Origin of the sequence: Solihabitans fulvus (genome assembly GCF_008386585.1) — a bacterium.
Lineage (GTDB): Bacteria > Actinomycetota > Actinomycetes > Mycobacteriales > Pseudonocardiaceae > Solihabitans > Solihabitans fulvus.
Genome location: NZ_VUOB01000028.1, coordinates 172,396 through 197,274, shown reverse-complemented (window position 1 = coordinate 197,274; position 24,879 = coordinate 172,396). Strand labels below are relative to the sequence as shown.

Here is a 24,879-nt window from a genome sequence, read left to right as displayed (position 1 = left end):
GTATACGATCCAGGTCTATCTCACTGCCATGATGTAGGCGTGAGGCGTAATCGTGTGGGTGCCGTACCGACATGCGGCCACAGCGTGTACCGTGATTGATCGTGCCCTTCTTGCGCCGCAAGCTCAAACGAGTCGCACACAACGCCTTGCCCGGCTCCGTCACACCGACGGTCCAGGACGCCCTGACGGTTCCATCGGGCATCCGCGATATCACGTTTGCGGCGCCGAAGTCGGTATCCGTGCTGATGGCGCTCCTATCACCTGAAGACTATGGGCCCGGCGCAGTGTTCACTGGCCACGAGGCGGCACTCGCCGACACCCTCTCATGGCTCGACAAAGAAGCGGCATTCGCCCGCAGTGGGCCGGCCTTTCTTGACTGCCGAGGACTGAACACGACGGTTGTCCTGCATTTCGCCAGCGTCAGCCAGCAGCCGCACATCCACGCCCACGTTCTGGTCGAACCCAGCGTCACCGGGATGGACGGGCGCACGTACCCGGTGGACTGGGGCACACTGGACCAAGCGCTCGCTGCCGCGTCGTCGCTGTACCTGGCCGCACTGCGACACAACCTCGTCGAATCACTCGGCGTGACCTGGACCAGAGACCATCACGAGAGCGAGTGGCAGATAGTCGGCATCCTCGACACCCTGTTGGCTGTATGGCCGGACACGACCTGTGCCTTCCCGTCCATCCCGCAAACGTTGGTAGTTCGTCAACGCTGAGCGCACCGCCTCGGCCGAGTGCGGGATCATTGGGGGGCATATGATCGACCCGCGCAGTGAGGCAGTGCTGATCCGCAATCGCGAGACCGGCGCCTTCGAGGATCAGACCCGAAACATAGCGCGATACGAGTTCCAGCCCGCGAGCCATCGAATCGGAATCGTCTTCGCCGGCCGAAACAAGGTCTTCCCCTACGGGCCAGACCGCGTGCAGATCCTGCGGAGTTCCGCGCGACGCGTCGTGACGGGCGACGACAGGGTCGAAGTCGACGGCGGCATCTGGGACACCGCAACCGAGGTCGTCACCTTCACGGGTGCCCATGGCGCATGGTCCCGGGTCTTCTATCGAACCCGCGCGGGCGAGATGTACCGGACCCGCCCCGCCGCGCAGGTTCGCGTCGTCACATCGGGGACCGCCATACCGCTCGTCAACGACGTGTTGCGCTACTGGCGCACGATCGTCTCCCGCCTCGACTCCGACGATCCCATGCGACCAGCGTTCGACCGGCTCACCTTCGTCCACCCGGACAGCGCGCTCAGTTCGTACCTGGCCGGAGCGCCAATCGAGTCGCGCCAGCTGGACATGGCCCCGATCTTTCCGTTCCGTTGCAACCTCAGCCAGCGTACGGCCGTCGAGAACGCCCTTACCCGCTCGGTCTCGGTCATCGAGGGACCACCGGGCACCGGGAAGACCGAGACGATCCTCAACCTGATCGCCAACATCGTCGGCTTGCAGCACAAGACCGTCGGCATCGTCTCGTTCGGCAACGCGGCCGTCGACAACGTCCGCGACAAGCTCGACGAGCTCGGGTTCGAACACGTGCTCGGCGGTCTCGGCCGCAAGCAGCGACGGGCGGAGTTCTTTGCGAGGCAAGCGGTGCGCAACGCAGCAGTGGCTCAGTTCGTGGCCAGTGCCCCGCAACCGCCGGACCCAAGGCGGCTGGCCGATCTGGACCGGCGCCTGCGTGGGCTCCAAGAAGACGAGCGCGTCCGCGCCGATCGACGTCAGTCACTCGAAGGCCACCGCCTGGAACTGCGGCACTTCGAGGCGCACCTCCAGCAGGACCAGCTACCCGACCTGGACAAGCTTCCCCTGCTGAGGAAGTCGGCCGACCGCGTCATGGACTACCTCGCCGAGAGCCAGGTGGAACTGGCGGGCAGGCGTCCCGGACTACTACGGCGAATCGGGAACTACTTCAGGTACGGTTCGCTGCGCGCGCTCGACCCATCGGACACCGACGTCGTGCTCCGACTGCAACTGGCGTACTACACCAAACGGATCGCCGAGCTGGAACGGGAGATCCAGCTGGTCGAGGATCGATTGCGGCGCGCCGACTTCGACCGGATCTCCCGGGATCACCAACAGTTGTCCACTCAGCTCCTGCACGCTGAACTCGCTGATCGGTACCGCAGACTGGGATCCACTGTGTACGACGCGGACACTTACCGAGGCAGCCGCGTGTTCCCGAGGTTCATCGAGGACTACCCGGCGTTGTTGAGCACCTGCCATTCGCTCCAGGCCAGTATCTCTGACGGACACCTGCTCGACTACCTCATCATCGACGAGGCATCACAGGTCAACCTGCTGCTGGCCGGGCTGGCGATGTCGTGCGCCCGCAACGTTGTGGTGGTTGGTGATCAGAAGCAGCTCCCGCCCATACCCATCGATGCTGCGGCCGACCTCGCGCCGCCGATGCCGGCCTACGACTGTCAACGGCACAATCTCCTGTCCTCGTTGTCGGAGTTGCACGGTGCCAACCTCCCGAGCTCGCTGCTGCGAGAGCACTATCGGTGTGACCCGGTCATCATCGGATTCTGCAACAAGAAGTTCTATGGGGGCGAGCTGATCCCGTACACCGCCAGCACCGCTGAGCGGCCGATGGTCGTGGTACGCACCGTCGAGGGCAATCACATGCGGCAACACCGAGGAGGAGGTCGTTCGAACCAGCGCGAGGTGGACGTCATCGCTGACGAGGTGATTTCGGGACACTGTCAGGGCTTCGTCGACGCCGACATCGGCGTCACCACTCCGTATCGCCTGCAGGCCGGCAAGGTCAGCGACGAGCTCGACCAGATCGAGGCCGACACCGTGCACCGGTTCCAGGGTCGGCAGAAACAGGTGGTCATCATGACCACCGTGCTGGACGAGACCTGGCGCGGACGTACCGGGCTGTCCTTCGTGGACGATCCGCAGATGATCAATGTCGCGGTGTCGCGGGCGATTCAGCGCTTCATCCTGGTGACCAACCACGACCTGCTGCCCACCAGCCGGCACATCCAGGACCTGATCGGCTACATCCGCTATCACATTCCGGACGAGGAGATCGTCGACAGTTCGGTGGTCTCCGTGTTCGACCTGCTCTACACCGCGTACTCGCAGCGCCTGCGACCACTCGCCGCACGGCTCAGGAGGGAACTCAGGTACCCGTCCGAGGACATCGCCTGGACCGTGCTGAACGACGTCTTCGCCGAGCCGCGCTATGCGCACATGAAGGCCGTTCCGCAGGTGCTCCTGAAGAACCTACTGCCCAACTTCGACCGGCTTACCCCGGACCAGGCCGCCTACGTGAGAAGGCGAGCGTCCATTGACTTCGTCGTGTACAACCGGGTGACCAACCGGCCACTGCTGGCCATCGAGGTCGACGGTTTCGCCTTCCACGAGAACAACCCGATCCAGCTGAGGCGGGACGCGATCAAGAACGAGATCCTGGCTGTGCATGACATGCCGCTGTTGCGTCTGCCGACAACGGGAAGCGGTGAGCAGCAACGAATTCGAGACGCGTTGACCGACGCCGAATCCCGCTGGGCGCACCGCTCGACCTGGTGACCGGGCCAGACGCTGCCCGGTGCTGCCTCACTGTCGTTGTGGATACCGAGGAGTCGTCGGATGGCACTGCCCGGAGCCGCCGGAAGTCGGGCCGCTCGTCAGCCTGCTGCCGGGTGGCCGCCGTCCAGGGCCGACAGGTGGCCGTCGACCCGCTTTGCCTGCGGCGCGCCGAGACCGGAGTACAGCGCCAGCGCCCGCTGCCAGTGTCGGGCGGCGGGACCAGCCGTGCCTCGACGGTGGTGCGCCTGGCCGAGGCCGTCGTGGGCTTGGGCCTGGCAGTGCAGGTCGCCGGTTCGGTCGGCCAGGGCCAGCGCGCGCCCGTGGTGCTCCAGCGCGCCTGCAGGGTCGCCCGCCGCCCACGCGGCGTCGCCGAACCCCAGCAGTGCCTCGGTCTCCATGTTGAGATCGCCGATCGTCGTGGCCAGCGCCAGCGCCAGCACCTGCCCGAAGCGCGACACCGCTTCCTCGCAGCGACCCGCCGACAGATGCGCCCGGCCGAGCCCGGTGAGCGCGCCGCCCTCACTGAGCCGGTTGGCGATCTCCCGCGCCACCTCCAGCGCCCGCCGGTGGCACTCCTCGGCCCGCTCGTGGTCGCCGCGAAGCTGGTGCACGACGCCGAGGTTGCTCAGGGCGCTGCCCTGCGTGATGCGGATGCCGACCTCGGCGGCCAGCAACGCCAAGCGGTTCGCCTACTCCGGGATGGGAAACACGCTCGCCTCTGACGGCGGCACGCAGTTCGCCCGAGGGCCGGCGGGCGACCTAGTGGTGCTCCAGCAGGGCACCGACAAGCGGCTGACGCTGTCGGACCGGCACGGCGACGTCGTCGGCGGGCTCAACCCGGCCGACGGAACCGGGGTAGGGGTTCCAGGGCGCGTGGACCGACCCAGACACTAGCCAGGTCACGATGGCCGCGCGGTGGTACAACCCCGCCACGGGCGGGTTCGACTCGCGCGACGGCATCGCCCTGCCGGCCAGCCCGTCCGGTCGCGCGAACCGCTACACCTATGCGCTCGGTGCACCGCTGAGCCACGTCGACCCGACCGGACACGACTCGATCGACACCGCGTGCCAACTGGGCAGTCTCCACGGCGTGCGGGTCCCCAGCTCGTTCTGGGACGGGGCGCTGTCGTTCATCGGCATCCCCGTGGACATGGTGTGCAACGCCCCGTCGACGGCCAGCGGGTGCGACGACGTTCTCTACCTCCCCGACGGCACTCCGTGCGGACCCATCGCATGGGAATGGCAGCGCCAGATCCTCGCCGAGGATGAGTTGGACGCCGAACGGCGACGGAAGCGCAACCAGTGGCCGATCACGTCTCCGCCGCCCGCCCAGTGTGGCGCTGTGGTGCTGGGCGCACGCGACTGTAGCGGCCAGCCGCCAGGAAAACCGCTGCCTCCCGGCAAGCCGAAGCCCGTCGAGCCGCCGCCGGACCCGGCCATCAAGGCTCGCAAGGACAACGAGGACTACGCCCGCAAGCACCCGTTCGACCCGTGGCCCGATCTGTGGATGCCGGCCTTCGCCGGAGCCGGGACGCTGATCTCCTCGGCAGCCTCAGTCGCCGCGTCGGCAGTGGGGGCGCTGGCCACGGTCGTCACCGATGGGGCTGCCATCTGGACCGCTTTCCGGGACACTCTGGTCGATCTGGCCAAACCCATCGTGCGCAACGTCGACAGGACCACGGACAAACCAGAGATTGACCCTGGCCGGATTCCCAGACCGCTGCCGCTGCCCGACGACGACCCCGGCGGCAAGACGCGGCCGAGAGGCGCTCCCCGCAACTGCACTACCAACTGGCGGACCTACGACCCCATGGAGACCGTGATCTGGCAGGGCAGGCCCGGCGACCGCGCGACGGACGCCCAGGCGTGCGCCGTCACCACCAACCGGGGAGCGCCCCGGCCCACTCCGCCAAGGCCCTTCGGCTACGAGAAGTACCAAGGCATGGCGCGCTGCCACCTCATCGCGCACATGCTGCACGGGTCCAACACGGACCGGGCCAACTTCGTGCCCTGCTACCAGGACGTCACCAACAACTCGTGGATGTACCACCAGGTGGAGAGCAGGATCGCCGCGCAGGTCGACGGCGGCAACCCGGTGTTCATGGACGTCACGCCGTTCTATTCGGGCCAGAATCCCGTGCCAAGCGGGATCTCCGTGGTGGCGGTGGGCAACAACGGGTGGTCCTGCGCGGTGCTCATCCCCAACGTCACGCGACAACAGAGAGACAACGGAAATGTCCAGTTCAACGGATGTTGACGGGCTGGCGGCGCTGACGGGGTGATCGGGTCGACCGGCCGCCTCGCTGGACTGGCGGGTCACCGAGGACCTGCTCGGCCGTCCGCTGCCCAGCGACTTCAAGCGCCTGCTGGCGGTCTTCCCGATGGGCAAGTTCGCGGGGACCGCGATGGTCTCCCCGCCCACCTCCACCGGACATGAGGGCGACCTGCTGTACTTCTTCCGGGAGATCGTCGACGACCTGCGTCGCGCGCGCCGCAGGCCCTACGGGGTCTTTCCCGACCTGCCGGGCCTGCTGCCCTGGGCTACCTGCTACAACCGCTCGGCCGGGTACCTGTTCTGGCTCGCCGACGAGGGCGACCCCGACGCGTGGCCGGTGGTGCTGTGCGACTCGGTCCTCGGCAGGTGGCAGCGGTTCGACGGCGGTGCTGTCGCGTTCCTCACCGCCTGGTGCGCGGCGAGGTTCCCGGTCGGATCATCCCGGACGTGGCGGGCCAGCCCGGGTTCGTATCGGTGGAACATCTCTACCTCGCCGCGAAGGAGGCGGAGAAGTAGTCCGAGGTTGGTGTGGCAGTTCTGAGCGGCTGCGGGCGCACGGCCGTCGATCTCTGCTTCGCTGAGTACCCATGCCAGCACTCGGCCATCCACCTTGAGGAACAGCACCGAGCTGGTGCGGATAACCACTTCGGTTTGGCTCTCCATGGCCTGAGCCAGCTTGGCTATTGCGTTCGCTTCCCGCTCGTCGTTCTCTGAACGCTGCCCACCGATGTACTTGAGCTCGGCCGCGCGCTCGACCTTGCGGGCCAGATGGCCAAGCTTCTGTACCGCTTTGCCGTCGGGGGCACGCGTGAACAGCTTCCCGAACCAGGAACCCTTCTCGGACGTGCCGTAGGTGATCGACTCAAAGCCGCAGACCTGGAGTAGTTCAGCCAGGGCAGTGCGCACCGATTCGCCGTCGTCACCGGAAGTGTAGATAGTGACCGAATCGAGCAGCCGTCGGCGGCCTTGGGAGTGAACGAGCTACGGAAGCGGCTGACGGTATTGTCGCCGCGAATGAATATAGGATCGCCTTGGGAGGCCTCGTCTGAGGATTTGGATGCGCCAAGCTCTGGCTGTAGTTGAGCCACCAGCTCATCAATTTCTGGATATCTGATGTGGCCTCGTAAACTTCGCTGTGTAACTCGCAGGCGACCCCATCGGTAGATGGCTATGTCCGGTCGCCCGGCATACAACGCCCCCAGTACCTCTAGAATCCCAGTTTGGATTATATCCATCGATCCACTGAGGCGTGAAACCGATTCAATCCGATGTAACACGTGGGTGAGTTCTTCTCGAAGCTCCTCGGTGATTTGCTCCGCCCTGCGCGTCAAAAGCTACGGAGGGTGAATATTCGACGCGAAGTGGAGTAAACGGCGTGCAATCGGACACTCGTTGACACGGCAGCGCATTGCAAAATTGCAGTTCACCGCAACGACATCGACGGGTTGACGGTGACGAACAGCACGTGCTGATACTGGACCTTCTCCGGTACCTGACTTCAGTGTGAATACACACAGGAAATTCACTGTGCAATCCCATGATGTTGCCTCCTCGAAAGGATTCCTTATGGCAGTGCGTCCGCTCTTGTCGTTCGTGCTCGCGGCCGGCCTGGCTGCCGCGTTGGTGACGGCCGGTTCCACGGCCGTGGCCACCACACCGCTGCAACTCACGCTGCCGGCGCCGACCGGCCCCGATCGGATCGGCACGGTGTCGCTGCACCTGGTGCAGGCCGGTCGGCTGGATCCGTGGGTGTCCGGCCGCACTCGGGAGTTGATGGTCAGTCTGTGGTACCCGGCCCACCATGCCGATCGCCATCCGACCGCGCCCTACATGGAGGCGGAGGCGTGGGCGTCCTTCGAGCACAATCGGGGAATTCCGGCGGGTTCCGTGGTGGTTCCGCAGACCTCCGGCCACGACGGTGCTCCCGTGGACCGCCATTCTGGTGGCCTGCCGGTGATCCTGTACTCGCCGCCCTCGGGCGGCGACCGCGCCGTGAATACGACGCTCGTGCAGGAACTGGCCAGCCACGGCTACCTCGTGGCGACCATCGACCACACCTACAGCGACGACGAGGTCGAGTTTCCCGACGGCACAGTGGCACACCGGGTCCTGCCAGCCCGCCAGACCGACCAACAGCTCGCCGACGAGGTCGTGGAGCGGGACAAGGACACCCGGTTCGTGCTGGACGAGCTGACCGCGATCGAGCACGGCCAGAACCCCGACGCCGAACATCACGCGCTGCCCCACGGCCTGTGCGGCGCGTTGAACCTGAACCAGGTGGCCATGTTCGGCCACTCTCTTGGCGGGGCGACCGCGGCTGCGACCATGCTCGACGATCCGCGGATCAAGGCCGGCATCGACCTGGACGGCACCCTGTTCGGGCCGGTCGTCACCGCGGGGCTGGATCGCCCGGTCATGCTGTTGGCCCATCAGGGCAAGACCCGCGACACCGATCCGAGTTGGGGTCCGTTCTGGAACGCCTCGGCCGGCTGGAAACGCGACTTCCAGCTCCAGGGTTCGCAGCACCTCTCGTATACCGACGCCGAGGTCATCTTCCCGCAGACCGCAGGAGTGATGGGTCTGACGCCGGCGCAACTCGCCGCCATCATCGGCACCATCGACCCGGCGCGGGCGATCACGGTCGAGTCGACCTACGTGGACGCGTTCTTCAACCTGCACCTGCGGCACCGCGACGAGCAGCTGCTCGACGGCCCGTCGCCGCGGTTCCCGGAGATGGTGTTCCAGCCCTGATGGCCGTCGTGACCGTGCTGCCAAGGGGTAGGCGGGGTCGGTGGCGGCGGGGGAGTGAACCTCAGGCACGGTGACTGGCGTGGTTCCGGGAAAGCGCCCGCTCATCCGGGAGGAATCCAGCATGACCGTGCCAGCAGCGGATCCCGCGTGGCAGTTCGACCACCTCGACCCCACACTCGCGCCCGTCTTCCACGAGACCCTCTCCAGGACGCGGACGGCGTGCCCGGTGACGCACACCGACCGTCACGGCGGCTACTGGGCCGTCCTCGACCACGCGACGGTGCAGGAGGTCGCCTTCGACACCGGCGTCTTCACCTCAGTCGACGGCGACGTGATTCCCACCCCCGGCCGGGATCTGGTGCTGATCCCCATCGAGCTGGACCCGCCGCACCAGGCCGGGTACCGCAGGATCCTGCAACGGCACTTCACCCGACCCGCGATCGCCCGGTACGAGCCAGTGCTGCGCGAGCTGACCGCCAAACGGCTGACCGCACTGGCCGCCGAGGGCGGCGGCGACCTGGTGCCCGCCATCGGCCAGTACCTTCCGCCCGTCGCCCTCGCCGAGATCCTGGGACTGCCGCACGAGGACGGCCCGAAGTACATCCGCTGGACCAACGACATCTTCCTGACCATGGCCGCCGGCGACGAGGCCGGCCGGCGGCGGGTGGTCGACGCGTTCTCCGCGCAGCTCTCCGTCGAGATCGACCGGCAGCTCGTTGCCGGCACCGACACCGTGCTCACCTCGATCGTGCGCGGCGAGGTGGACGGCAGGGCGCTGACCGCAGACGAGCGGATCTCCATGCTGATCCTGCTCATGCTGGGCGGCCACGAGACCACCGTGCACGGGATCAGCAGCATGCTTCACCTGATGGCGACCGTGGAGGGTCTGCGGGAGCGGCTGATCGCCCAGCCGGACCTGATCGGCCCGATGATCCAGGAGGTGCTGCGCCTGGAGTCGCCCGCGGTCAGCATCGCCAGGACGGCCAGCAGGGACACCGAACTGGCCGGGCACCGGCTGTCGGCCGGCGAGCGGGTGTTGATGGTGTTGGGCTCGGCCAACCGCGACGGCGAGGTGTTCGAGCGTCCCGACGAGTTCGTGTGCCCCAGGGACCGCAATCCGCACGTGGCGTTCGGGTACGGCGTGCACCGGTGCGTCGGCGAGCCGCTCGCGCTGCTGGAGATGCGGTTGGTCGCCGAGGAGGTGCTGCGGATCATGCCGGACTACCGGCTGGCCGACGGGTTCGAACCGACCTGGCTGGAAAGCCAGTTGGTGCGGGGCATGGCCAGCCTTCCCGTGGTCGTCGACTGAGCGGATTCCTCAGCGATCGGGCAACGGGGCGCGAAGCTGGCCGCCGCCCAGATTCGCGCCACCTGCTCGCGAAGGGAGTTCTTACGCCGATCGGCCGGGTAGGCCGGCAGGAGTTCACCTCGAATGGCGCTTTCGCGCGCAACTTGCGCGGTCCACCGTAGGCGTGTGCTTTGGATCACACAGGGATCGGGTGTCCGCCGGATCGAGGTGGGCCGGTGACGCACGCCGCGCACTGTCCGATCTGCGAGCGGCAGGGCCGCCGGTCGGCGTTCGACCACGCGCTGCGCATCCTGGCCGTGGACGACGAGGTGCCCGTGCTCGAGGAACTGGTGTACCTGCTGCGCGCCGACCCCAGGGTCGCCGCCGCCGAGGGCGTCACCGACGCCACCGCCGCCCTGCGGCACCTGCACCGCGCGCTGGACAGCGGCCGACCGATCGACGCGGTGTTCCTCGACCTGAGGATGCCGGGCCTCAACGGCATGGACATGGCGCGGCTGTTGGCCCAGTTCGCCAGGCCGCCGGCGATCGTGTTCGTCACGGCCTACAACGACTCCGCCGTGGAGGCCTTCGAGCTCAAGGTCGTGGACTACCTGCTCAAGCCGGTGCGCCCGGAACGGCTGACCGAGGCCGTGCATCGGGTGGCGCACGCCTCCGGCGAGAGCGCCCTGGTTCCCGAGCCGCCGCCCGTCGAGGCGCCCAGCCCGCCCTCGCCGGTGGTGCCGGCCGACGACGAGACGATCCCCGTCGAACTTGCCGGGGTGACCCGCTTTCTACGGCTGTCCGAGGTGCGCTTCGTGATCGCCGAGGGCGACTACGCGCGGCTGCACACCGCCAAGGGCAGCTTCCTGGTGCGCTCGCCGCTGACCAGCCTGGAGGAACGCTGGCGGCAGGCCGGGTTCGTGCGCATCCACCGCAGCCACCTCGTCGCGCTGCACCACGTGGAGCAGCTGCACATGCACGGCGGCCAGTTGACCGTGCGCGTCGACGGCGAGAACCTCGCGGTGAGCCGCAGGCACGCCAGACAGTTGCGAGACCTGCTGATCCGCCAGGCCAAGATCGGCCTTCCCCGGGACGGAGCCCAGTGAACCGCAAACCCGTCCCCGAGCGCGTCGTCGTGATGAGCCCAAGGACGAGGGCGTCGCGCAGGACGCGTCCCGCGCCAGTGAGCCGGCCAGACGACCGCACCAGCGAACTGCGCGAGGTCTACGTGCGCTCGCTGATACGCGGCCAGCTTCGGCGCGGCCTGATCGTGAGCGCGGTCGTGGCCGGCGGTCTCGCGGTGGTTCCGCTGCTGTTCGCGTTCGCGCCGGCGTTGTGGACGGTCACGGTCTTCGGGGTCGGGCTGGTGTGGGTCGTGCTGGGAGTCGCCGTCTACCCCGTGGTGTTGCTGGCCGGGTGGATGTACGTGTGGCGGACCGAGCGCGGTGAGCGCGAGTTCGTCGAACTGGTCGAGCAGTCCTGAATCCTCGGGAGGCGAGTTCGCCGCATGGTCAACGGCTACAGCGTCGTCGTCGTGGCACTGGTGCTCGTCGCCACCGTCGCTATTGGCACCTATGGATTCCGGATCTCCCGCACCACGTCGGACTTCTACGTGGCGTCGCGGTCGATCCCGCCGTTCTTGAACGCCTCGGCGATCGGTGGCGAGTACCTGTCGGCCGCGTCCTTTCTCGGCGTCGCCGGGCTGATCTTCGCCTTCGGCCCGGACATGCTGTGGTTCCCGGTCGGCTACACGGTGGGATACCTGGTGCTGCTGGTGTTCGTGGCCGCGCCGCTGCGTCGCTCCGGCGCGTACACGCTGCCCGACTTCGCCGAGAGCCGGCTGGAGTCGCTGCCGGTGCGGCGCGTCGCCAGCGTGCTGACGGTCGGCGTCGGCTGGCTGTACCTGTTGCCGCAGTTGCAGGGCGCCGGCCTGACGCTGCGCACCGTGACGGGCGCGCCGCCGTGGCTGGGGCCGGTGCTGGTCGCGGTGATCGTGTGCGCCAACGTCGCCGCAGGCGGCATGCGCAGCATCACCTTCGTGCAGGCGTTCCAGTACTGGTTCAAGTTCGCCGCGATCGCGATCCCCGTGGTGTTCATCGTGTTGGCGTGGCGCGCGGGTGGCGCGCCAAGCATCGGCGGGCCGCACCCGCCGGCGTTCCAGAACCAGACCACCGTCACCCTCCAACAGGCCGTCCGGGTGCACGCGCCGGAGCCGGTGCTGGTGCAGGCGACCGGCGTGGTCGACGGACGCCGCTACGACCACCAGGACACGCCGTTGGAGGTCGGCGACCACGACGTCGGCGGCCAGACGCAGCTCGTGTTCCCGGCCGGAGCCGCGGTGCCGCAGGTGTCGAGCATCGACGCGGTCAGCAACGACCGCTGGGCGCTGCCGCTGGACGGCGGTGGCACGCCGCGCTCGCTCTACCTCACCTACTCGCTGATCATCGCGACGTTCCTTGGCACGATGGGCCTGCCGCACGTCGTGGTCCGCTTCTACACCAACCCCAACGGCCGCGCCGCGCGCCGCACCACGCTGGTCGTGCTGGGGCTGCTGGGGATCTTCTACCTCATCCCGACCGTGTACGCGGCGCTTGGCCGGCTCTACGCACCCGAACTGCTGCTGACCGGCCAGACTGACGCCGTGGTGCTGTTGCTGCCGTCGCGGCTGATCGGCGGGGTGGGCGGCCAGATCCTTGGCGCGCTGGTCGCGGGCGGCGCGTTCGCCGCGTTCCTGTCCACGTCCTCTGGCCTGACTGTGACTGTCGCGGGCGTGCTGTCGCAGGACGTGCTGCGGCTGCGCGGCGGCATCCGCAGCTTCCGGCTGGCGACCGTGCTGGCGGCGGCGGTGCCCTGCGCCGCGGCGCTGTTCGTCACCGGGCTGCCCGTGGCCGATGTCGTTGGGCTCGCGTTCGCGGTGGCCGCGTCCTCGTTCTGCCCGTTGCTGGTGCTGGGGATCTGGTGGCGGCGACTCACCTCGGTGGGGGCCGCGGCCGGCATGCTGGTCGGCGGCGGGCTGGCCCTTGGCGCCGGACTGTGCACGCTGGTGGTGCACCTCGGCGAGGGGTGGCTGCGCGATCTCATGGTCCGCCCGGCGGCATGGACTGTGCCGCTTGGCTTCGCGGCCATGATCGCGGGATCGCTTGCCACCCCTGGTCGAGTCGCTCACAACGTCACCTCGACGATGACTCGGCTGCACGTGCCCGAGGGACTCGGACTGGCCTCGACGGAGCAGCATCCGAGGACTCGGGACGAGGACTGAGGTCGACGGCGGCCTCGGACAGGGAGTCCTGATGGCGGTGACGCGAACGAATCCACAGTGGACACACGTACCAAAAGGAAGCGAACATGATCAGCATGCCGACCGCGCCAAGGGAGGCGGTCTGGTCGTTGGTCGCGATGTCCAGGATCAGGAAGATGGCCGAGCCCATCGCCAGCAGCAGCAGCGCGAACCCGCCGAGCGCGAACCGATTGGCGGCCGTGACGACCTGCCGCTTGAGGCCGCGCCGGTACACCAGTCGGTGGAACGGCCCCGGCGCGATGAGCAGCGCCACCGCGGCGGAACTGGTGACCAGCGTGGCCACGTAGGTGTTGTGCTGCAAGGCAGTCAGCTCGGTGAACCGGGGGGTGAACGCCAGCGTCAGCAGGAACGCCAACAGGATCTGGACCCCGGTCTGGGCGACCCGGACCTCCTGGAGGATCTCCGCGTACACCCGGTCGAGGCGCTGCATCGAGGTCTCGCCTCTGCGCTGGGCGTTGCGCCGGTCCACGTCGTCGGAACCGACGCAGCGGTGGCAGGTGGACTCGGGCAGCTCCGACGGGTGGGGGTCGCGGGGCCGCAGTCGGAAGGTCCAGTCCTCGAGGCTTTCGGGAGAGGCCGAGGCTTGCTGCGATGTCATGGCAGACTCGCTCCTTCGCGCTGGGGGTCGCGACGCCGACGGCTTGCGTTCGCGCCGGATGGATGATGGAAATCACCTTAGATAGTCCCGTTTCCGCCTCGACAGTGCCGGCGGCGCTCCGGTCGACCAGTGGCGTGGAGACCGCGACGCGCGGTACCGGACTACAAGTAGTGGACACGGTCCGGGAGGACAAACGGTTCACCGGCACGACGAACGGCGCGGTGTCCGGCCGGGTCACCCCGGCCGCCGATCCGTGCCAGACACGAGGAAGGACCGGGGCATGGCGGTGAACACGCTGATGTGGCTGGCGGTGGTGCTGGCACTGGCCACCCTGCTCGCGCTCGTCATCCTGCGGATCGTCGGAACCAGCAGGGACTTCGGCACCCGCGCGGAACGGGCGACCTACGAGACCCTGCACACCGTGTGGTCGGCCGCGCCTCCGCTGCGCGCCGGCCTGGTGCCCGACACGGCGCGCAGGGCGGCGAAGTCCCTGCGGGAACTGCTCGACATCCCGGCGTTGGCGCTGACCGACGACACCCGGATGCTGGCGTGGGACGGGGCAGGCGGCGATCACCACGCCGACCACGTGCTCGACCACGCGAAGCTGGCGATGGACACCGGCCGCACCCAGGTGCTGCGGGACGGCCGCGTCACCTGCGCCGAGCCGGACTGCCAGGTGCGCAGCGCGGTGATCGCGCCGCTGGTGGTGGACGGCAGCGTGCTCGGCGCGCTGATCGCCTACGGGGGCCACTCGTCGGCCAGCCTGGCCCGTGCCACCAACGAGTTGGCGCGTTTCGTGTCCGGCCAACTGGAGTTGGCCGAGTTCGACCGGTCGAAGCGGCGGCTGATCGAGGCCGAGGTACGAGCGCTGCGCGCGCAGATCTCGCCGCACTTCATCTTCAACTCGCTGACCGTCATCGCGTCGTTCGTGCGGACCGACCAGGAGCGGGCAAGGCGCCTGCTGCTGGACTTCGCCGACTTCACCCGCTACTCGTTCCGCAGGCACGGCGACTTCACCACGCTGGCCGACGAGCTGCGCTCGATCGACCAGTACCTGACGCTACAGCGGGCGCGCTTCGGGGAGCGGCTGACGGTCACCCTGGAAGTCGCCCCCGAGGTGCTGCCGGTGGCCGTGCCGTTCCTGTGCCTGCAACCGTTGGTGGAGAACGCGGTGCGGCACGGGCTGGAGGGGCGGCCGGGAGCCGGGCACATTACTATCACCGCCGCCGACAGCGGCCTGGAGGCGCACATCACCATCGAGGACGACGGCGTGGGGATGGATCCGGAGAAGCTGCGTCGCATCCTCGGCGGCGACACGGAGGAGTCCGCTGGGATCGGGCTTGGCAACGTCGACGAGCGGTTGCGGCAGGTGTACGGCGACGAGTACGGACTGGTGGTGGAGACAGCCCCGGGCGCCGGGGCCAAGATCCACGTGCGGGTGCCCAAGTACCGAGCGGGAGTGCACGCGGGATGAGCCCTTAGACAGCGGGCGTCCCTGGCAACGAATACGAGTGCGCCACCTGGTGTGCACGCGGGATGAGTCCTTAGACAGCAGAGCCGGCCGACCGCTCGTGGTCGCGCACGGTCAGTCGCCACGCGGCGTCGGGCACGTCGCCAAGCACGATCGGCAGGACCGGCGCGTCTCCGGCGGCCGCGAGCGCCCGCAGGGCCTGCGCGCTGACGGTGGTGTGCTGGGCGAACACCACCGCCCGCAGGGCGTGACCCTCGGCCGGCGGCCGGTCGTCGAGCAGTTGCTCCAGGGTTGGCACCCGGTCGACGTGGTCGGAGGGCCGCACGGCCTCGGCCAGCGGGCCGACGATGGTCAGGTGCGGGCGGTGCGCGGGAAACACGGTCGCCAACTGGAGGACGACCCACTCGGCAAGCTGACGCGCCGTCGGGGCGTCCCCGCACAGCGAGATCGGGCCAGGCGCACGGGCGAAGTCGACGAACAGACAGCCCTGCGGCGCGGTGCCCAGGTGCACGAACGCGCCGTCGTCGGGCAGCTCGTGGGGAAGCCGGGTCCAGCGCACCGCCTGAGAGTCCACAGTGGACTCGTCGAGCTCCACGACGAGCCGGTCACCGTGCCAGGCGACATCGAGGTGTTCGGGGGTCTCGACGGCGACGCCGGGCGAGACGAGACCGTCGAGGATGGCAGCGCGCCGGGTGCAGCCCGCCAGGGGAGCGAGCAGCCGGTCGGTGCGCAGCGAGCGGCATCGGCGGGAGAGGTCGGAGGTGTGGGCGGTGGTAGACATCTGCGGCTCACTTTCGGCTTGGTGACGGGGAATCAGGTCCCGGACGGGCAGCGCGACGCGGTCAGCAGACCTGGCGAAGGGGCTCAGCGTGGGAGGAACGGGTCTCGGGTTCGTCGAGCGCCAGGCGCAGGGCGCGCAGGGCGTAGTAGGCGCGAGACTTCACCGTGCCAACCGGCACGCCGAGGACACGGGCGGCGTCGGCCAGCGAGCGATCGAGGTAGTACAGCTGAACGACGACCTCGCGGTGCTGCGCGCTGAGCCGGCCGAGGGCGACCAGCATGGCCTGGTGCTCGACGACGCTCTCGGCGGGATTGGCGGCGACGGCCGCTCGGCGCGGGAGGTCGCACTCGGTTCCGTAGTAGTCGACCTGGCGGGCGTGCCGGCTCCGCCGGTGGTCGTGGACGAGGTTTCGGGCCACGGTGAACAGCCACGGCCGGATGGACGCGTGTTGGGTCGTGAGCGTCTGTGGGTGTTGCCAGGCCCGGAACAGGGTCTCCTGCACGATGTCCTCGGCAAGGTGGGGGTCGTTGAAGGTCAGTCTCGTGACGTAGCGCAGCAGCACGGGGGCGTGCTGGCGGGCCAGGTCGGCGAGCACCCGGTTGTCCATGCGGGGAGCGGGGTTCGCGGGCTGGGGGAGGGCGGTGAGAAGGCGGCGCGTCGACATGCGGACCTCCGTTGGTGGCGTGGCGGCGTGTCACGGACGACGTATGAACACGGATGACCGTAGGAAGCCGTTCAGCGTCCAGATAGACATCGGAGGACTCGGAGCGACGAGCGGCGGACTCCGCGAGGTACGCGGGCCACGGGCCGCCGACGAGCGGGCGGCCCGACCGCGACCAGCGGTCGACTGGTCGTGCTCAACACCGGACGGACACCCGAAGGCGCTCAGCCCGCTGCCGGAGTGCGGCGTGCTCACGACAGCGCGCCTCGATCCCGGCAACTCGACCACGTTCGTCCCCCCGGGCGGACGCGGCGCGCACCAGGTTCGGCGGACCGCCGACCGCCGACGGGCCACTGGTCGCGGGGAATGGCCCGTTCGCCGTGCCGCTGCCCCGCAGATCGTGTCGTTGCTACCGCTGGTGGAGGGGCGCGGCGGTCGCGTGGTGGGCGGGAGAAGCGCTGCCTACGCTGGCCCGAGGAGAGCGGAAGCAGCACCGGAACACTCTGTGCCAAGCAAAGGGGGTGCCATGCGGCATCGGGAAGACGCCGTGCGCGAGCCGGGACCAGCCCCACCCGCCACGATCGTCGAACTGGTGGCGGCTCTGGAGGACATGGTGGAGCGCACCTCCCGCTGGTCGGAAACCCTGGCCAGATTTCGGGAACCGACCAGGAGGCTGGCCGGGCCGGGGGCCGCCGTGTCGCTGGACGTCGCCTGCCGGCGCGCGGAGCAGTCGTTGGTGGAGTTGGAGATCGCGCTCGGCGACGCCAGGGCTGCGGGCGTGCCGGGCTGAGGGGTCTCCATCTGGAGCTACCAGGACCGGGTCCACGCGGGCACACTGCCGCCTCATGACGCGTGTGACGAGCCTGCACGGGGTGGTCGCCGTCGGGCTGGTGTCGACCTGCTCCCGGACTTACACCGACGACGACGTGACGCGTTTCTGTGCGCTGGTGGGCAGATCCGCCCGGCCGCTGCCGGAGTTCCTGCCCTACCTGATGGTGATCGCCCCGCTCGTGGGGCTCAGTGCGGAGCTGAACTGCCTGCCGACCCGGATGACGTGGAGCGTGGCGCGGCCGGTGCGACGCGACGAGACACTGATCGCCGAGGTGGAGGTCACCCGCGTCGACCCGGCAGGTGACCGTGTGCGGATCGCGTTCGACGCGCTCGTCCGATGCGATACGGATGTCGTCGTGGAGGGCCACAGCACGGGTGTACTCCTGGCGTGACCGCCGTCAGGTCGCGTTGACGCGGGTGAGGCGCTGCATGAACAGGACGCTGCGGCGGCGGGACGCAAGTCGGCCCGCGACGGCGGCGATCCGGTTCAGCCGACCTGAAATGACGCTGGGCGGCGGGTTGCGGCGCTCGAGCGCGAACGCCCGGCTGACGTCGACCACAGTGCCGACATCGACCATGATCTCCCGCTCGAGTCGCCGTGGATCCTCGGTGTGGAATGGGCCGAAGGTGGCGAAGACCGCGTTGTTGACCAGGCTTGTGACGGTCAGTCCACGACTGTCCACCCCCTCGCAGGCGGTGGCCGGCTCCCGGCTGAGCCAGGTCCAGCGGCAGCACTGTCAACCGCACGCGATGGCTGGCCGTGAGCTCCTCGGCTCTTCCAGCCAGCCTTCTACCCGGCGAGACGGTGTGGGAAGCGCTCCGCGCCGGACTGACAGGCTCATGCAGGCCCTCGCCCTGTCGTCGGATGAGTTCCTACGGATCCTTCAGATGCTGCACGCGTCACCTCGCTTCGGGCCCGTCAGCTTGAGAAGCAGCAGCAATGGGCGGACACCTGGCGGTCAACCGCGCGACGCTGCGGCAGATCCTGCTGTCGGACCTGGACGAGACCGTGCACTACGGCGCTCGGCTCACCCGCTACGTGACCGCCCCGTCGGGTGGCGTGACCGCAAACTTCGCGGACGAAACCAGCGCCACCGGTGACGTGCTGATCGGCGCGGACGGGGTCAACTCGGTGGTACGCCGGCAGTATCTGCCCCAGGCCCAGGTCGTCGACGCCGGACTGCGGCTGCTCTACGGCAAGGTTTCCCTCGCAAGCGACCAGGACCGCCGCGCCGTCCCGCCCGAACTGCTGAGCCTGTGGACCACCGTGGTCGGCCCGCGCAGGCGCTTCGTCGGCCTCGCCCCTGCGCAGTACCGCCAACCGATGCGCGAGGCGACCGGCCGCGTCGCTGCGACGATCGAACTTGGCGACGACAACGACTACCGGGATAGATCTGCGCTTTGTTTGCGAATCCGGGTGGAATTGACTGAGATGGTTGATGATTCTACCCAAACTCGTGCCGCGTGTCACTGATTCTGGCTAGAGGGGCATGTCTTGTTCACGAATCTACCTGGAGACTGCAAAGGACTGTGTCGTCACTATTATGCTGCGATGGACGGCGACATTTGGGGCCGTCGCCACTGCGGGCATTGTGGCAGCCACAGGAGTTGTGGATTTAGTTACTGCGGGATCGAATTGTGTGAGGTTGGCTGAGAGCTGCACTGTTTGTGCAGGTGAGAGCTAGTGAAGTCATCGCAGATCTGTGGGTTTACGAACGAGTACGTCCAGGAAGCTCAATACACCCCTGGCATCAAGGAGCACGAGTTGCCCGTCTTCAAGCGTTTGGTCTCGACCGAAGGGAACATCTCGGAGACCGAGGAAATCGTGGCCCGCGTGTTCGCTGCCACGGAACTCCTCGCGCGCCGAGGCATTGGGCCCGGGTCGCGGGTGATGCTGAGTGGCGCCAATTCCGCCGAATGGGTCGTTGATTTGCTCGCGCTGATCCATCTCGACGCCTCGGTGGTCCTCGCCGATCATCGAGCCACCCCGGCACAGCGATCGCGGATCCGTGCCAAGGCACGCGTGGTGCTCGAGATCGGCGACGGCGCGGTCGACACCGCCGCGCCGCCGCCGGCATCGACCAGCGCTGCCGTGCCCGATGTCGCGGCCTGGGCCCGGCGCAGGGACGCCGCGATCTCCTGGTCGTCTGGCACGACGGGCAGCCCCAAGGGCATCGTCCGTTCCGGTCGCTCGATTCTGGACAACCTCGCACTCAGCGCCGAACGAATGGGCTACCGGCCTGACGACGTGTTCCTGCCCGTCCTGCCGTACTCCCACCAGTACGGCCTGTCCCTGGTGCTCTGCTGGTGGCTGGGCGGCGGCACACTCGTGGTCTACGGGCCGACCTCGCGCCTGGATCGCGTGCTGGCGGTCGGCGTCGACCACGGTCTGTCCATTGTGGATGGTACTCCGTCGACCTACTACAGCCTCCTCAACCTGTTCGACCGTCGTCCCGCCCTCGCGGCCACGCTGAAGACGGTACGAGCCTGGTGCGTTGGCGGCGCGCCGCTGGGGCGCAACCTGGCAGCCCGGTTCCACGCCCGCACGGGCCAACACCTGCTCGACGGCTACGGAGCGACCGAGATGGGAAACATCGCGCTGGCGCCCCTGACCGATCCGGTCGGGTGCGGAACACCGCTGCCCGGTGTGGTCGTCGAGGTCCACGACGACCACGGCCGCCCGCTTCCCAACGGTCGGCTCGGCGAGCTCGTCGTGCGCAGTGACGGCCTGATGACCGGCTGTCTGGGGGACGACGGCGAGATCGTTCCGGTGTCGGGTCCCGTGCACCGCACCGGCGACATCGGCCTGCTCGACGACGCCGGCCACGTCTTCCCGATCGGGCGCAGGCACGCCGTGCACCGGGACGGCCACACGCTCTACCCCGACCACCTCGCCAGGCAGGCCGAGGCGGCCGGCGTGCAGGCGGAGGTGGTCGCGGTCCCCGACGAACGTCGAGGCTGCCGGTTGGTTTTCGTGATCGTGGACCCGGATGACCACGAGTCCGCGCACTGGAAACAGCTGTTGCGGTCCGTGCTCGCCCGCTATGAGCAGCCCGACCACATCGTCGTGCTTCCCGCGTTTCCCCTGACGAACACAGGAAAGCCCGACCTGGCCGTTCTGGAGAAGATCGCCATGACCTCGTTGCCCGCGTCGCACAACACGACCGCCGACGCAACCGCGTCCGACGCGGCCGTCAGTGCGACCGACTACCGCATCCCCTTCGAGCACCGTGTCGACGCGCTGCGCGCGGTGCGCCGGTACGTGGCCGACAACGAAGCGGCGGTGCTGAGGACTCTCACCGAGATCTCGCCCCACCACACCGCGAGCGCGGAGATCCGTTCGTTCCTCGCAACCCTTGACGGAGCGGAGGAGGAGATCCGCCGAGTCCGGCCCGGCCGCGTTCCTCGGGCCGCGGTGTTCATGCCCTCCAACGTCCCGCTCTACTCCTACGCGCTCTACCTGCTCGTGGCGTCTCTCTACGCCGACACAGTCACCTTTCGGCCGTCCTCCCAGATCCAGGGCCAGCTGCGACGCCTGCACGCTCTGCTGGCGCCGGTTCACGGCCTACCCATCGAGCTGTTCGACCTCAGCCAGCGCAAGTTCGTGACGGGACCGGTACGCGAGGCGGACATCATCGTCTTCACCGGCGCCTACGCCAACGCCGAGACCGTCCGCGAGGGATTGGCGGAGGACCAACTCTTTCTCTTCTTCGGTCGCGGCATCAACCCCTTCGTGATCGCACCGGACGCCGACCTCACGCGCGCCGTGCGGGACGTCGCGAGAATCCGGCTCTACAACTCGGGTCAGGACTGTTTCGGTCCCGACGTGGTGTTCGCGCCACGGGGTCGCACCGAGGAGTTCGTCGACCTGTTGTCCGCGAACCTGATGTCGCTGCGTTTCGGTCAGAACAGCGACCCCGCCGTCGACTACGGTCCGATCTACTACGACTCGGCGCTGGTGCACTGCTCGGACTACCTGGCGCGTCATGCGAGTCACATCCGGCACGGCGGGCGGATTGATCTGCGGTCCCGTCGGATCGAGCCGACCATGCTGCTGTGGGACTTCGACGACAAGATCCCCCTTGACGAGATGTTCGCCCCGGTGTTCAACGTCGTGGCCTATCCCAGCGCGACGCGGTTGCGCGAACGGTTGTCGAGCCCGTACTTCAGCGAACGCGCACTGGGCGCGATGGTCTACGGAAACGACCCGGAGACGGTGCGGGTCCTGTCAAGGCAGCACCAGACCTGTGTCAACCACACGCTGCTCGACGCCGAGGACGGCAACCGCGCCTTCGGCGGGTTCGGGATGATGGCGAACTACCGCTCCTACGGCGGTGAGCGGCACGCCGAACCACTGCTCATGTCGCAGGCCGCGGCGCGCAGCCTGCCGACGGCCACTCCTATCGCGGCGGGTGGGCAGTGACCACGGTGGGCAAGCGGTACGCCGACGCGTGGTCCGCCATCGTCGACGTGCTGGTGGCGAACGACGTGCACACCTGCTTCGGGCTTCCCGGCGACGACCTGGAGTTGCTGCGCGCCCTGGACGCCGCAGGCCTGGACCTCGTGCCCTGCCGCGACCAGCGCAACGCGATGTACATGGCGACCGGCTACGCGCTTCAGTCGGGCCGGATCGCCGTGTGCGCACTGGGCAAGGGGCCGGCTGTCACGCATGCGGCCACTGGGCTGCTGGAGGCGAGGGAGTCCGGCGCGCCGGTCCTCGTGCTCGCCGCAGGCGTGCCGGAACGGCGCAGGGGCAGCGGCGGATTCCAGGAACTCGACCAGGTCGCCGTGACCGCGCCCCTCGTGCGGTGGGCGCACCGGGTCGGTCATCCCGACCGGGTCGTCCCCGCGACGGTGACGGCGCTGACCCGGGCCGTGGGGCCGCCGTCCGGGCCCGTGTACCTGGAAGTGCCCGACGACGTCCGCACGGCGGAGATCCGTGTCCCCGTACCGCGGCCAACGCTGCCGGTGCCACTGGTCCCGGAGTCCGTTCCCGTGCTGCCGGGGCCGGCACTGGCGGCGATCCGCGCCGGCCGGCGTCCGGTGGTGCTGGTGGGCGGCGGAATGCGACACCGCAACGACGACGGCGCGGTCGAGCGCTTCGCCGAACGCCTCGGTGCGGCGCTGTTCACCACCGCGTCCGGCCGCGGTGCCGTCGACGAGCGCCACCCGCTGTTCTGCGGTGTGGCAGGCCTCTACGCTACGGCCCCCGCGCGTGCGCTCTGGTCATCCTGTGACCTGGTGGTGTCGCTCGCCGGTCGACTCGAGGAGACCGTCGTCGAGGGCGGAACGCCGTGGCCCTCGGTCACCGTGGTGCAGGTCAACCTCGATCCGGCCGGGTTGTCCGCCGAGTTCCCTGGTCCGCGCGTGCTCGGAGACGCCCGGCATGCCGTGCTCGGCTGGTCGTGGGCGCTGGACGAGGACCGAGGGGCCGAGCACACGGCCGCGATCACGGTGTGGGCGAACGAGATCGCCGTCGCCCGCGAGGCGATGTGGCTTGAGGTGAAGGAGGAACTGGCCCGCGCGGCGACGCTGCCGGGGATTCGGGTCGCCGAGTTGTTGGCCGCGCTCGACACAACCGCCAGCGAGCCGCGCGTGCTGGTGCAGGAGAACGGGTTGCAGGACATGTGGTCCTACTGTTTCCCCTTCCACGCCGGCGGCGGGTCCATCGTGCCGTCGGAGCAAACGCCCCTTGGCTTCGGCGCGTCGGCGGCCATCGGGGTGAAGGTGGCCGCCCCGGACCACGAGGTCACCGCGTTCGTCGGGGACGGAGCGTTCCTCGCGGCCCGCGCGGACATCGCCGCAGCCGCCCCGTCCCACGGCGGCGTTCTGTACGTGGTGCTGTGCAACGGCGGCTACGGCTGGCTGGACGCCCAACGCGCCCGCCTCGGCCTCGACGCCGCGCGCTATTCCTTCGTTCGCCCCGGCACGCCGCCGCCTGCGGTGGACGGGCCGGACATCCACTGTCGAGTGCTGCGCGACAAGGCCACGCTGACCGACGACATCCTTGCCGCGCGGCGGTTCTGCGCGCAGGGCGGCACTGCCGTGCTCATGGCACAGGTCGCCCCCGACGACATCGCCCCGCCCATCCGCGACGCCGAGGTGGTTCCCCAGTGACAGACGCAGGAGACCGGTGCGACGCCAGCCGCCGGGTGATGGTCACCGGGTACGGGGCGGTGACGCCGCTGGGCCACAGCGTCAACGAGACCTGGACGGCGATGCTGGCCGGGCGCAGCGGCATCGACACCGTTGACGCGATCGACGTGACTGATCTCGAGGTCCGGATCGGCGGCCAGGTCCGTGGGTTCACGCCCGGCCGCTACATGCCACCGACGGTCAGCCGTCGCGCCGACCCGTACGCGCAGTACGCCCTCACCGCGGCACTGGAGGCCTGCGAGCACGCCGGACTCGTCGTCGACGACGGCCTGGCGCCGAGAATCGCCGTGATCATCGGCAGCGGCTACGGCCCGGTGAGTTCGATCTACCGAGCCGCGAACCGGCTGCGCGACAAGGGCCCGCGGGCCATCGGCCCGTTCACCCAGGTCACGACCGCCATGGACAGCGCTGCCGGCGAGATCAGCATGCGGCTGGGCACCCAGGGGCCCAGCCGGGCCCAGAGCACGGCGTGCGCCAGCGGCGCCGACGCGATAGGCGCGGGGATGCGCATGATCAGCAGCGGAGAGGCCGACATCGTCCTGGCCGGCGGCGCCGACGCCTGCGTCACGACCGTCGACCTCGCGGGCAGCGGCAACGCCCGCGCGCTGTCCAAACGCAACGACGACCCGACCGCGGCGTGCCGGCCCTTCGACGCGCGCCGCGACGGGTTCGTGATGAGCGAGGGAGCCGCCGTGGTGGTGTTGGAGGCCGCCGAAGTGGCCGACCGGCGAGGGGCGAGGGCCCTGGCCGAACTCGCCGGTTACGGAGCCAGTTCCGACGCCCATCACTGGACCGCCCCGCATCCGGAGGGCCGGGGCGCGTGCCTTGCCGTCGATGCGGCGCTGCGGGACGCGGGGATCACGGGGGCGGACGTGGACTACGTCAACGCGCACGGCACCGGAACGGTGCTCAACGACGCCACCGAGACCGCCGTCCTGCGGAAGGTGCTGGGCGATCGCGTCACCCAGATCCCGGTGAGCTCCACCAAGTCGATGACCGGGCACATGATCGGCGCCGCAGGGGCGGTCGAGCTCGTGGCGTCGATCCAGGTCCTGCGCACCGGCGACGTCCCGCCGACGATCAACTGCGACGAGCCGATCGACCCGGACATCAACTTCGTGCCGCACCGGACGCAGCACCACGAGCGTGTGCGGATCGCGCTCAGCAACTCGTTCGGTTTCGGCGGCCACAACGCCGCTCTCGTCGTCCGGGCAGTCTGAGGC

At 68.8% G+C, this 24,879-nt stretch carries 22 protein-coding genes; 16 read left to right on the top strand and 6 right to left on the bottom strand.

The features are described 5' to 3' along the window. Nucleotides 1-101 precede the first annotated feature (101 nt). Nucleotides 102-722 carry a relaxase domain-containing protein gene (locus F0L68_RS17240; protein ID WP_149850594.1) on the top strand — a complete coding sequence of 207 codons (621 nt, stop codon included), beginning with the start codon at nt 102-104 and terminating at the stop codon, nt 720-722. Nucleotides 723-960: 238 nt separating this feature from the next. Continuing rightward, nucleotides 961-3,546 (top strand): AAA domain-containing protein, encoded by a 2,586-nt coding sequence (locus tag F0L68_RS17235; protein ID WP_223198865.1) that lies wholly within the window; start codon nt 961-963, stop codon nt 3,544-3,546. Between the two features lie 98 nt (nt 3,547-3,644). Here F0L68_RS17235 and F0L68_RS17230 read toward each other — a convergent pair whose 3' ends face one another. Then, complete coding sequence (locus tag F0L68_RS17230) at nt 3,645-4,226, bottom strand: tetratricopeptide repeat protein (RefSeq protein ID WP_149850592.1); 582 nt, start codon at nt 4,224-4,226, stop codon at nt 3,645-3,647. Between F0L68_RS17230 and F0L68_RS17225 the strand changes: the two genes are divergently transcribed. Next, complete coding sequence (locus tag F0L68_RS17225) at nt 4,198-4,440, top strand: hypothetical protein (RefSeq protein WP_149850591.1); 243 nt, start codon at nt 4,198-4,200, stop codon at nt 4,438-4,440. The genes F0L68_RS17230 and F0L68_RS17225 overlap by 29 nt on opposite strands. 10 nt (nt 4,441-4,450) lie before the next feature. Further along, nucleotides 4,451-5,803, top strand: coding sequence for a DNA/RNA non-specific endonuclease (locus F0L68_RS17220; protein WP_149850590.1), 1,353 nt, complete (start codon nt 4,451-4,453; stop codon nt 5,801-5,803). Between the two features lie 291 nt (nt 5,804-6,094). On the opposite strand, the gene F0L68_RS17215 is transcribed toward F0L68_RS17220, so the two are convergent. Beyond that, complete coding sequence (locus tag F0L68_RS17215; RefSeq protein WP_149850589.1) at nt 6,095-6,727, bottom strand: hypothetical protein; 633 nt, start codon at nt 6,725-6,727, stop codon at nt 6,095-6,097. 666 nt (nt 6,728-7,393) lie between these two features. Between F0L68_RS17215 and F0L68_RS17210 the strand changes: the two genes are divergently transcribed. From F0L68_RS17210 to F0L68_RS17190, 5 genes are all read left to right on the top strand, one after another. Continuing rightward, nucleotides 7,394-8,572, top strand: a complete 1,179-nt coding sequence (locus F0L68_RS17210; RefSeq protein WP_223198864.1) for an alpha/beta hydrolase family protein — start codon at nt 7,394-7,396, stop codon at nt 8,570-8,572. Between the two features lie 121 nt (nt 8,573-8,693). Next, the gene (locus F0L68_RS17205; protein WP_149850587.1) at nt 8,694-9,881 is read left to right on the top strand and encodes a cytochrome P450; all 1,188 of its coding nucleotides are present in this window, start codon (nt 8,694-8,696) and stop codon (nt 9,879-9,881) included. A gap of 215 nt (nt 9,882-10,096) precedes the next feature. Further along, nucleotides 10,097-10,966 carry a LytR/AlgR family response regulator transcription factor gene (locus tag F0L68_RS17200; protein ID WP_223198863.1) on the top strand — a complete coding sequence of 290 codons (870 nt, stop codon included), beginning with the start codon at nt 10,097-10,099 and terminating at the stop codon, nt 10,964-10,966. A 77-nt stretch (nt 10,967-11,043) separates the two neighbouring features. After that, nucleotides 11,044-11,343, top strand: a complete 300-nt coding sequence (locus F0L68_RS17195) for a hypothetical protein (RefSeq protein WP_149850586.1) — start codon at nt 11,044-11,046, stop codon at nt 11,341-11,343. A 24-nt stretch (nt 11,344-11,367) separates the two neighbouring features. Next, the gene (locus tag F0L68_RS17190) at nt 11,368-13,119 is read left to right on the top strand and encodes a sodium/solute symporter (RefSeq protein WP_149850585.1); all 1,752 of its coding nucleotides are present in this window, start codon (nt 11,368-11,370) and stop codon (nt 13,117-13,119) included. On the opposite strand, the gene F0L68_RS42390 is transcribed toward F0L68_RS17190, so the two are convergent. Then, nucleotides 13,031-13,756 carry a DUF6328 family protein gene (locus F0L68_RS42390; protein ID WP_188316621.1) on the bottom strand — a complete coding sequence of 242 codons (726 nt, stop codon included), beginning with the start codon at nt 13,754-13,756 and terminating at the stop codon, nt 13,031-13,033. The two genes, F0L68_RS17190 and F0L68_RS42390, sit on opposite strands and share 89 nt — an antisense overlap. A 280-nt stretch (nt 13,757-14,036) precedes the next feature. Here F0L68_RS42390 and F0L68_RS17180 point away from each other — a divergent pair, with 280 nt between their 5' ends. Next, entirely contained in the window at nt 14,037-15,230 is a 1,194-nt protein-coding gene (locus F0L68_RS17180; RefSeq protein WP_149850584.1) for a sensor histidine kinase, read from the top strand. A gap of 70 nt (nt 15,231-15,300) precedes the next feature. On the opposite strand, the gene F0L68_RS17175 is transcribed toward F0L68_RS17180, so the two are convergent. Together F0L68_RS17175 and F0L68_RS17170 are read right to left on the bottom strand one after the other, a co-directional pair. Next, nucleotides 15,301-16,008: a hypothetical protein gene (locus tag F0L68_RS17175; RefSeq protein ID WP_149850583.1), complete on the bottom strand. Its 708-nt coding sequence runs from the start codon at nt 16,006-16,008 to the stop codon at nt 15,301-15,303. Nucleotides 16,009-16,069: 61 nt separating this feature from the next. Then, entirely contained in the window at nt 16,070-16,672 is a 603-nt protein-coding gene (locus F0L68_RS17170; protein ID WP_149850582.1) for a sigma-70 family RNA polymerase sigma factor, read from the bottom strand. Nucleotides 16,673-17,195: 523 nt separating this feature from the next. On the opposite strand from F0L68_RS17170, the gene F0L68_RS17165 reads away from it, so the two are divergent. Next, nucleotides 17,196-17,459: a hypothetical protein gene (locus tag F0L68_RS17165; protein ID WP_149850581.1), complete on the top strand. Its 264-nt coding sequence runs from the start codon at nt 17,196-17,198 to the stop codon at nt 17,457-17,459. Nucleotides 17,460-17,514: 55 nt separating this feature from the next. Next, nucleotides 17,515-17,892: a hotdog family protein gene (locus F0L68_RS17160; protein ID WP_149850580.1), complete on the top strand. Its 378-nt coding sequence runs from the start codon at nt 17,515-17,517 to the stop codon at nt 17,890-17,892. 6 nt (nt 17,893-17,898) lie between these two features. Here F0L68_RS17160 and F0L68_RS17155 read toward each other — a convergent pair whose 3' ends face one another. After that, nucleotides 17,899-18,183 carry an SDR family oxidoreductase gene (locus F0L68_RS17155; RefSeq protein ID WP_149850579.1) on the bottom strand — a complete coding sequence of 95 codons (285 nt, stop codon included), beginning with the start codon at nt 18,181-18,183 and terminating at the stop codon, nt 17,899-17,901. Between the two features lie 257 nt (nt 18,184-18,440). Here F0L68_RS17155 and F0L68_RS17150 point away from each other — a divergent pair, with 257 nt between their 5' ends. The 4 genes from F0L68_RS17150 to fabF all read left to right on the top strand — a co-directional run bounded on the left by F0L68_RS17150 (nt 18,441) and on the right by fabF (nt 24,876). After that, complete coding sequence (locus F0L68_RS17150; RefSeq protein ID WP_149850578.1) at nt 18,441-18,974, top strand: flavin-dependent monooxygenase; 534 nt, start codon at nt 18,441-18,443, stop codon at nt 18,972-18,974. A 351-nt stretch (nt 18,975-19,325) separates the two neighbouring features. Beyond that, nucleotides 19,326-21,923, top strand: a complete 2,598-nt coding sequence (locus F0L68_RS17145) for an aldehyde dehydrogenase family protein (RefSeq protein ID WP_223198873.1) — start codon at nt 19,326-19,328, stop codon at nt 21,921-21,923. Continuing rightward, on the top strand, nt 21,920-23,617 hold the full coding sequence (locus F0L68_RS17140) for a thiamine pyrophosphate-binding protein (RefSeq protein ID WP_223198862.1): 1,698 nt from the start codon (nt 21,920-21,922) through the stop codon (nt 23,615-23,617). The genes F0L68_RS17145 and F0L68_RS17140 overlap by 4 nt, the downstream gene beginning before the upstream one ends. After that, a complete protein-coding gene (gene fabF, locus F0L68_RS17135) occupies nt 23,614-24,876 on the top strand; it encodes a beta-ketoacyl-ACP synthase II (protein ID WP_223198861.1) in 1,263 nt (420 codons plus the stop codon). The genes F0L68_RS17140 and fabF overlap by 4 nt, the downstream gene beginning before the upstream one ends. The last annotated feature ends 3 nt before the right edge of the window (nt 24,877-24,879 follow it).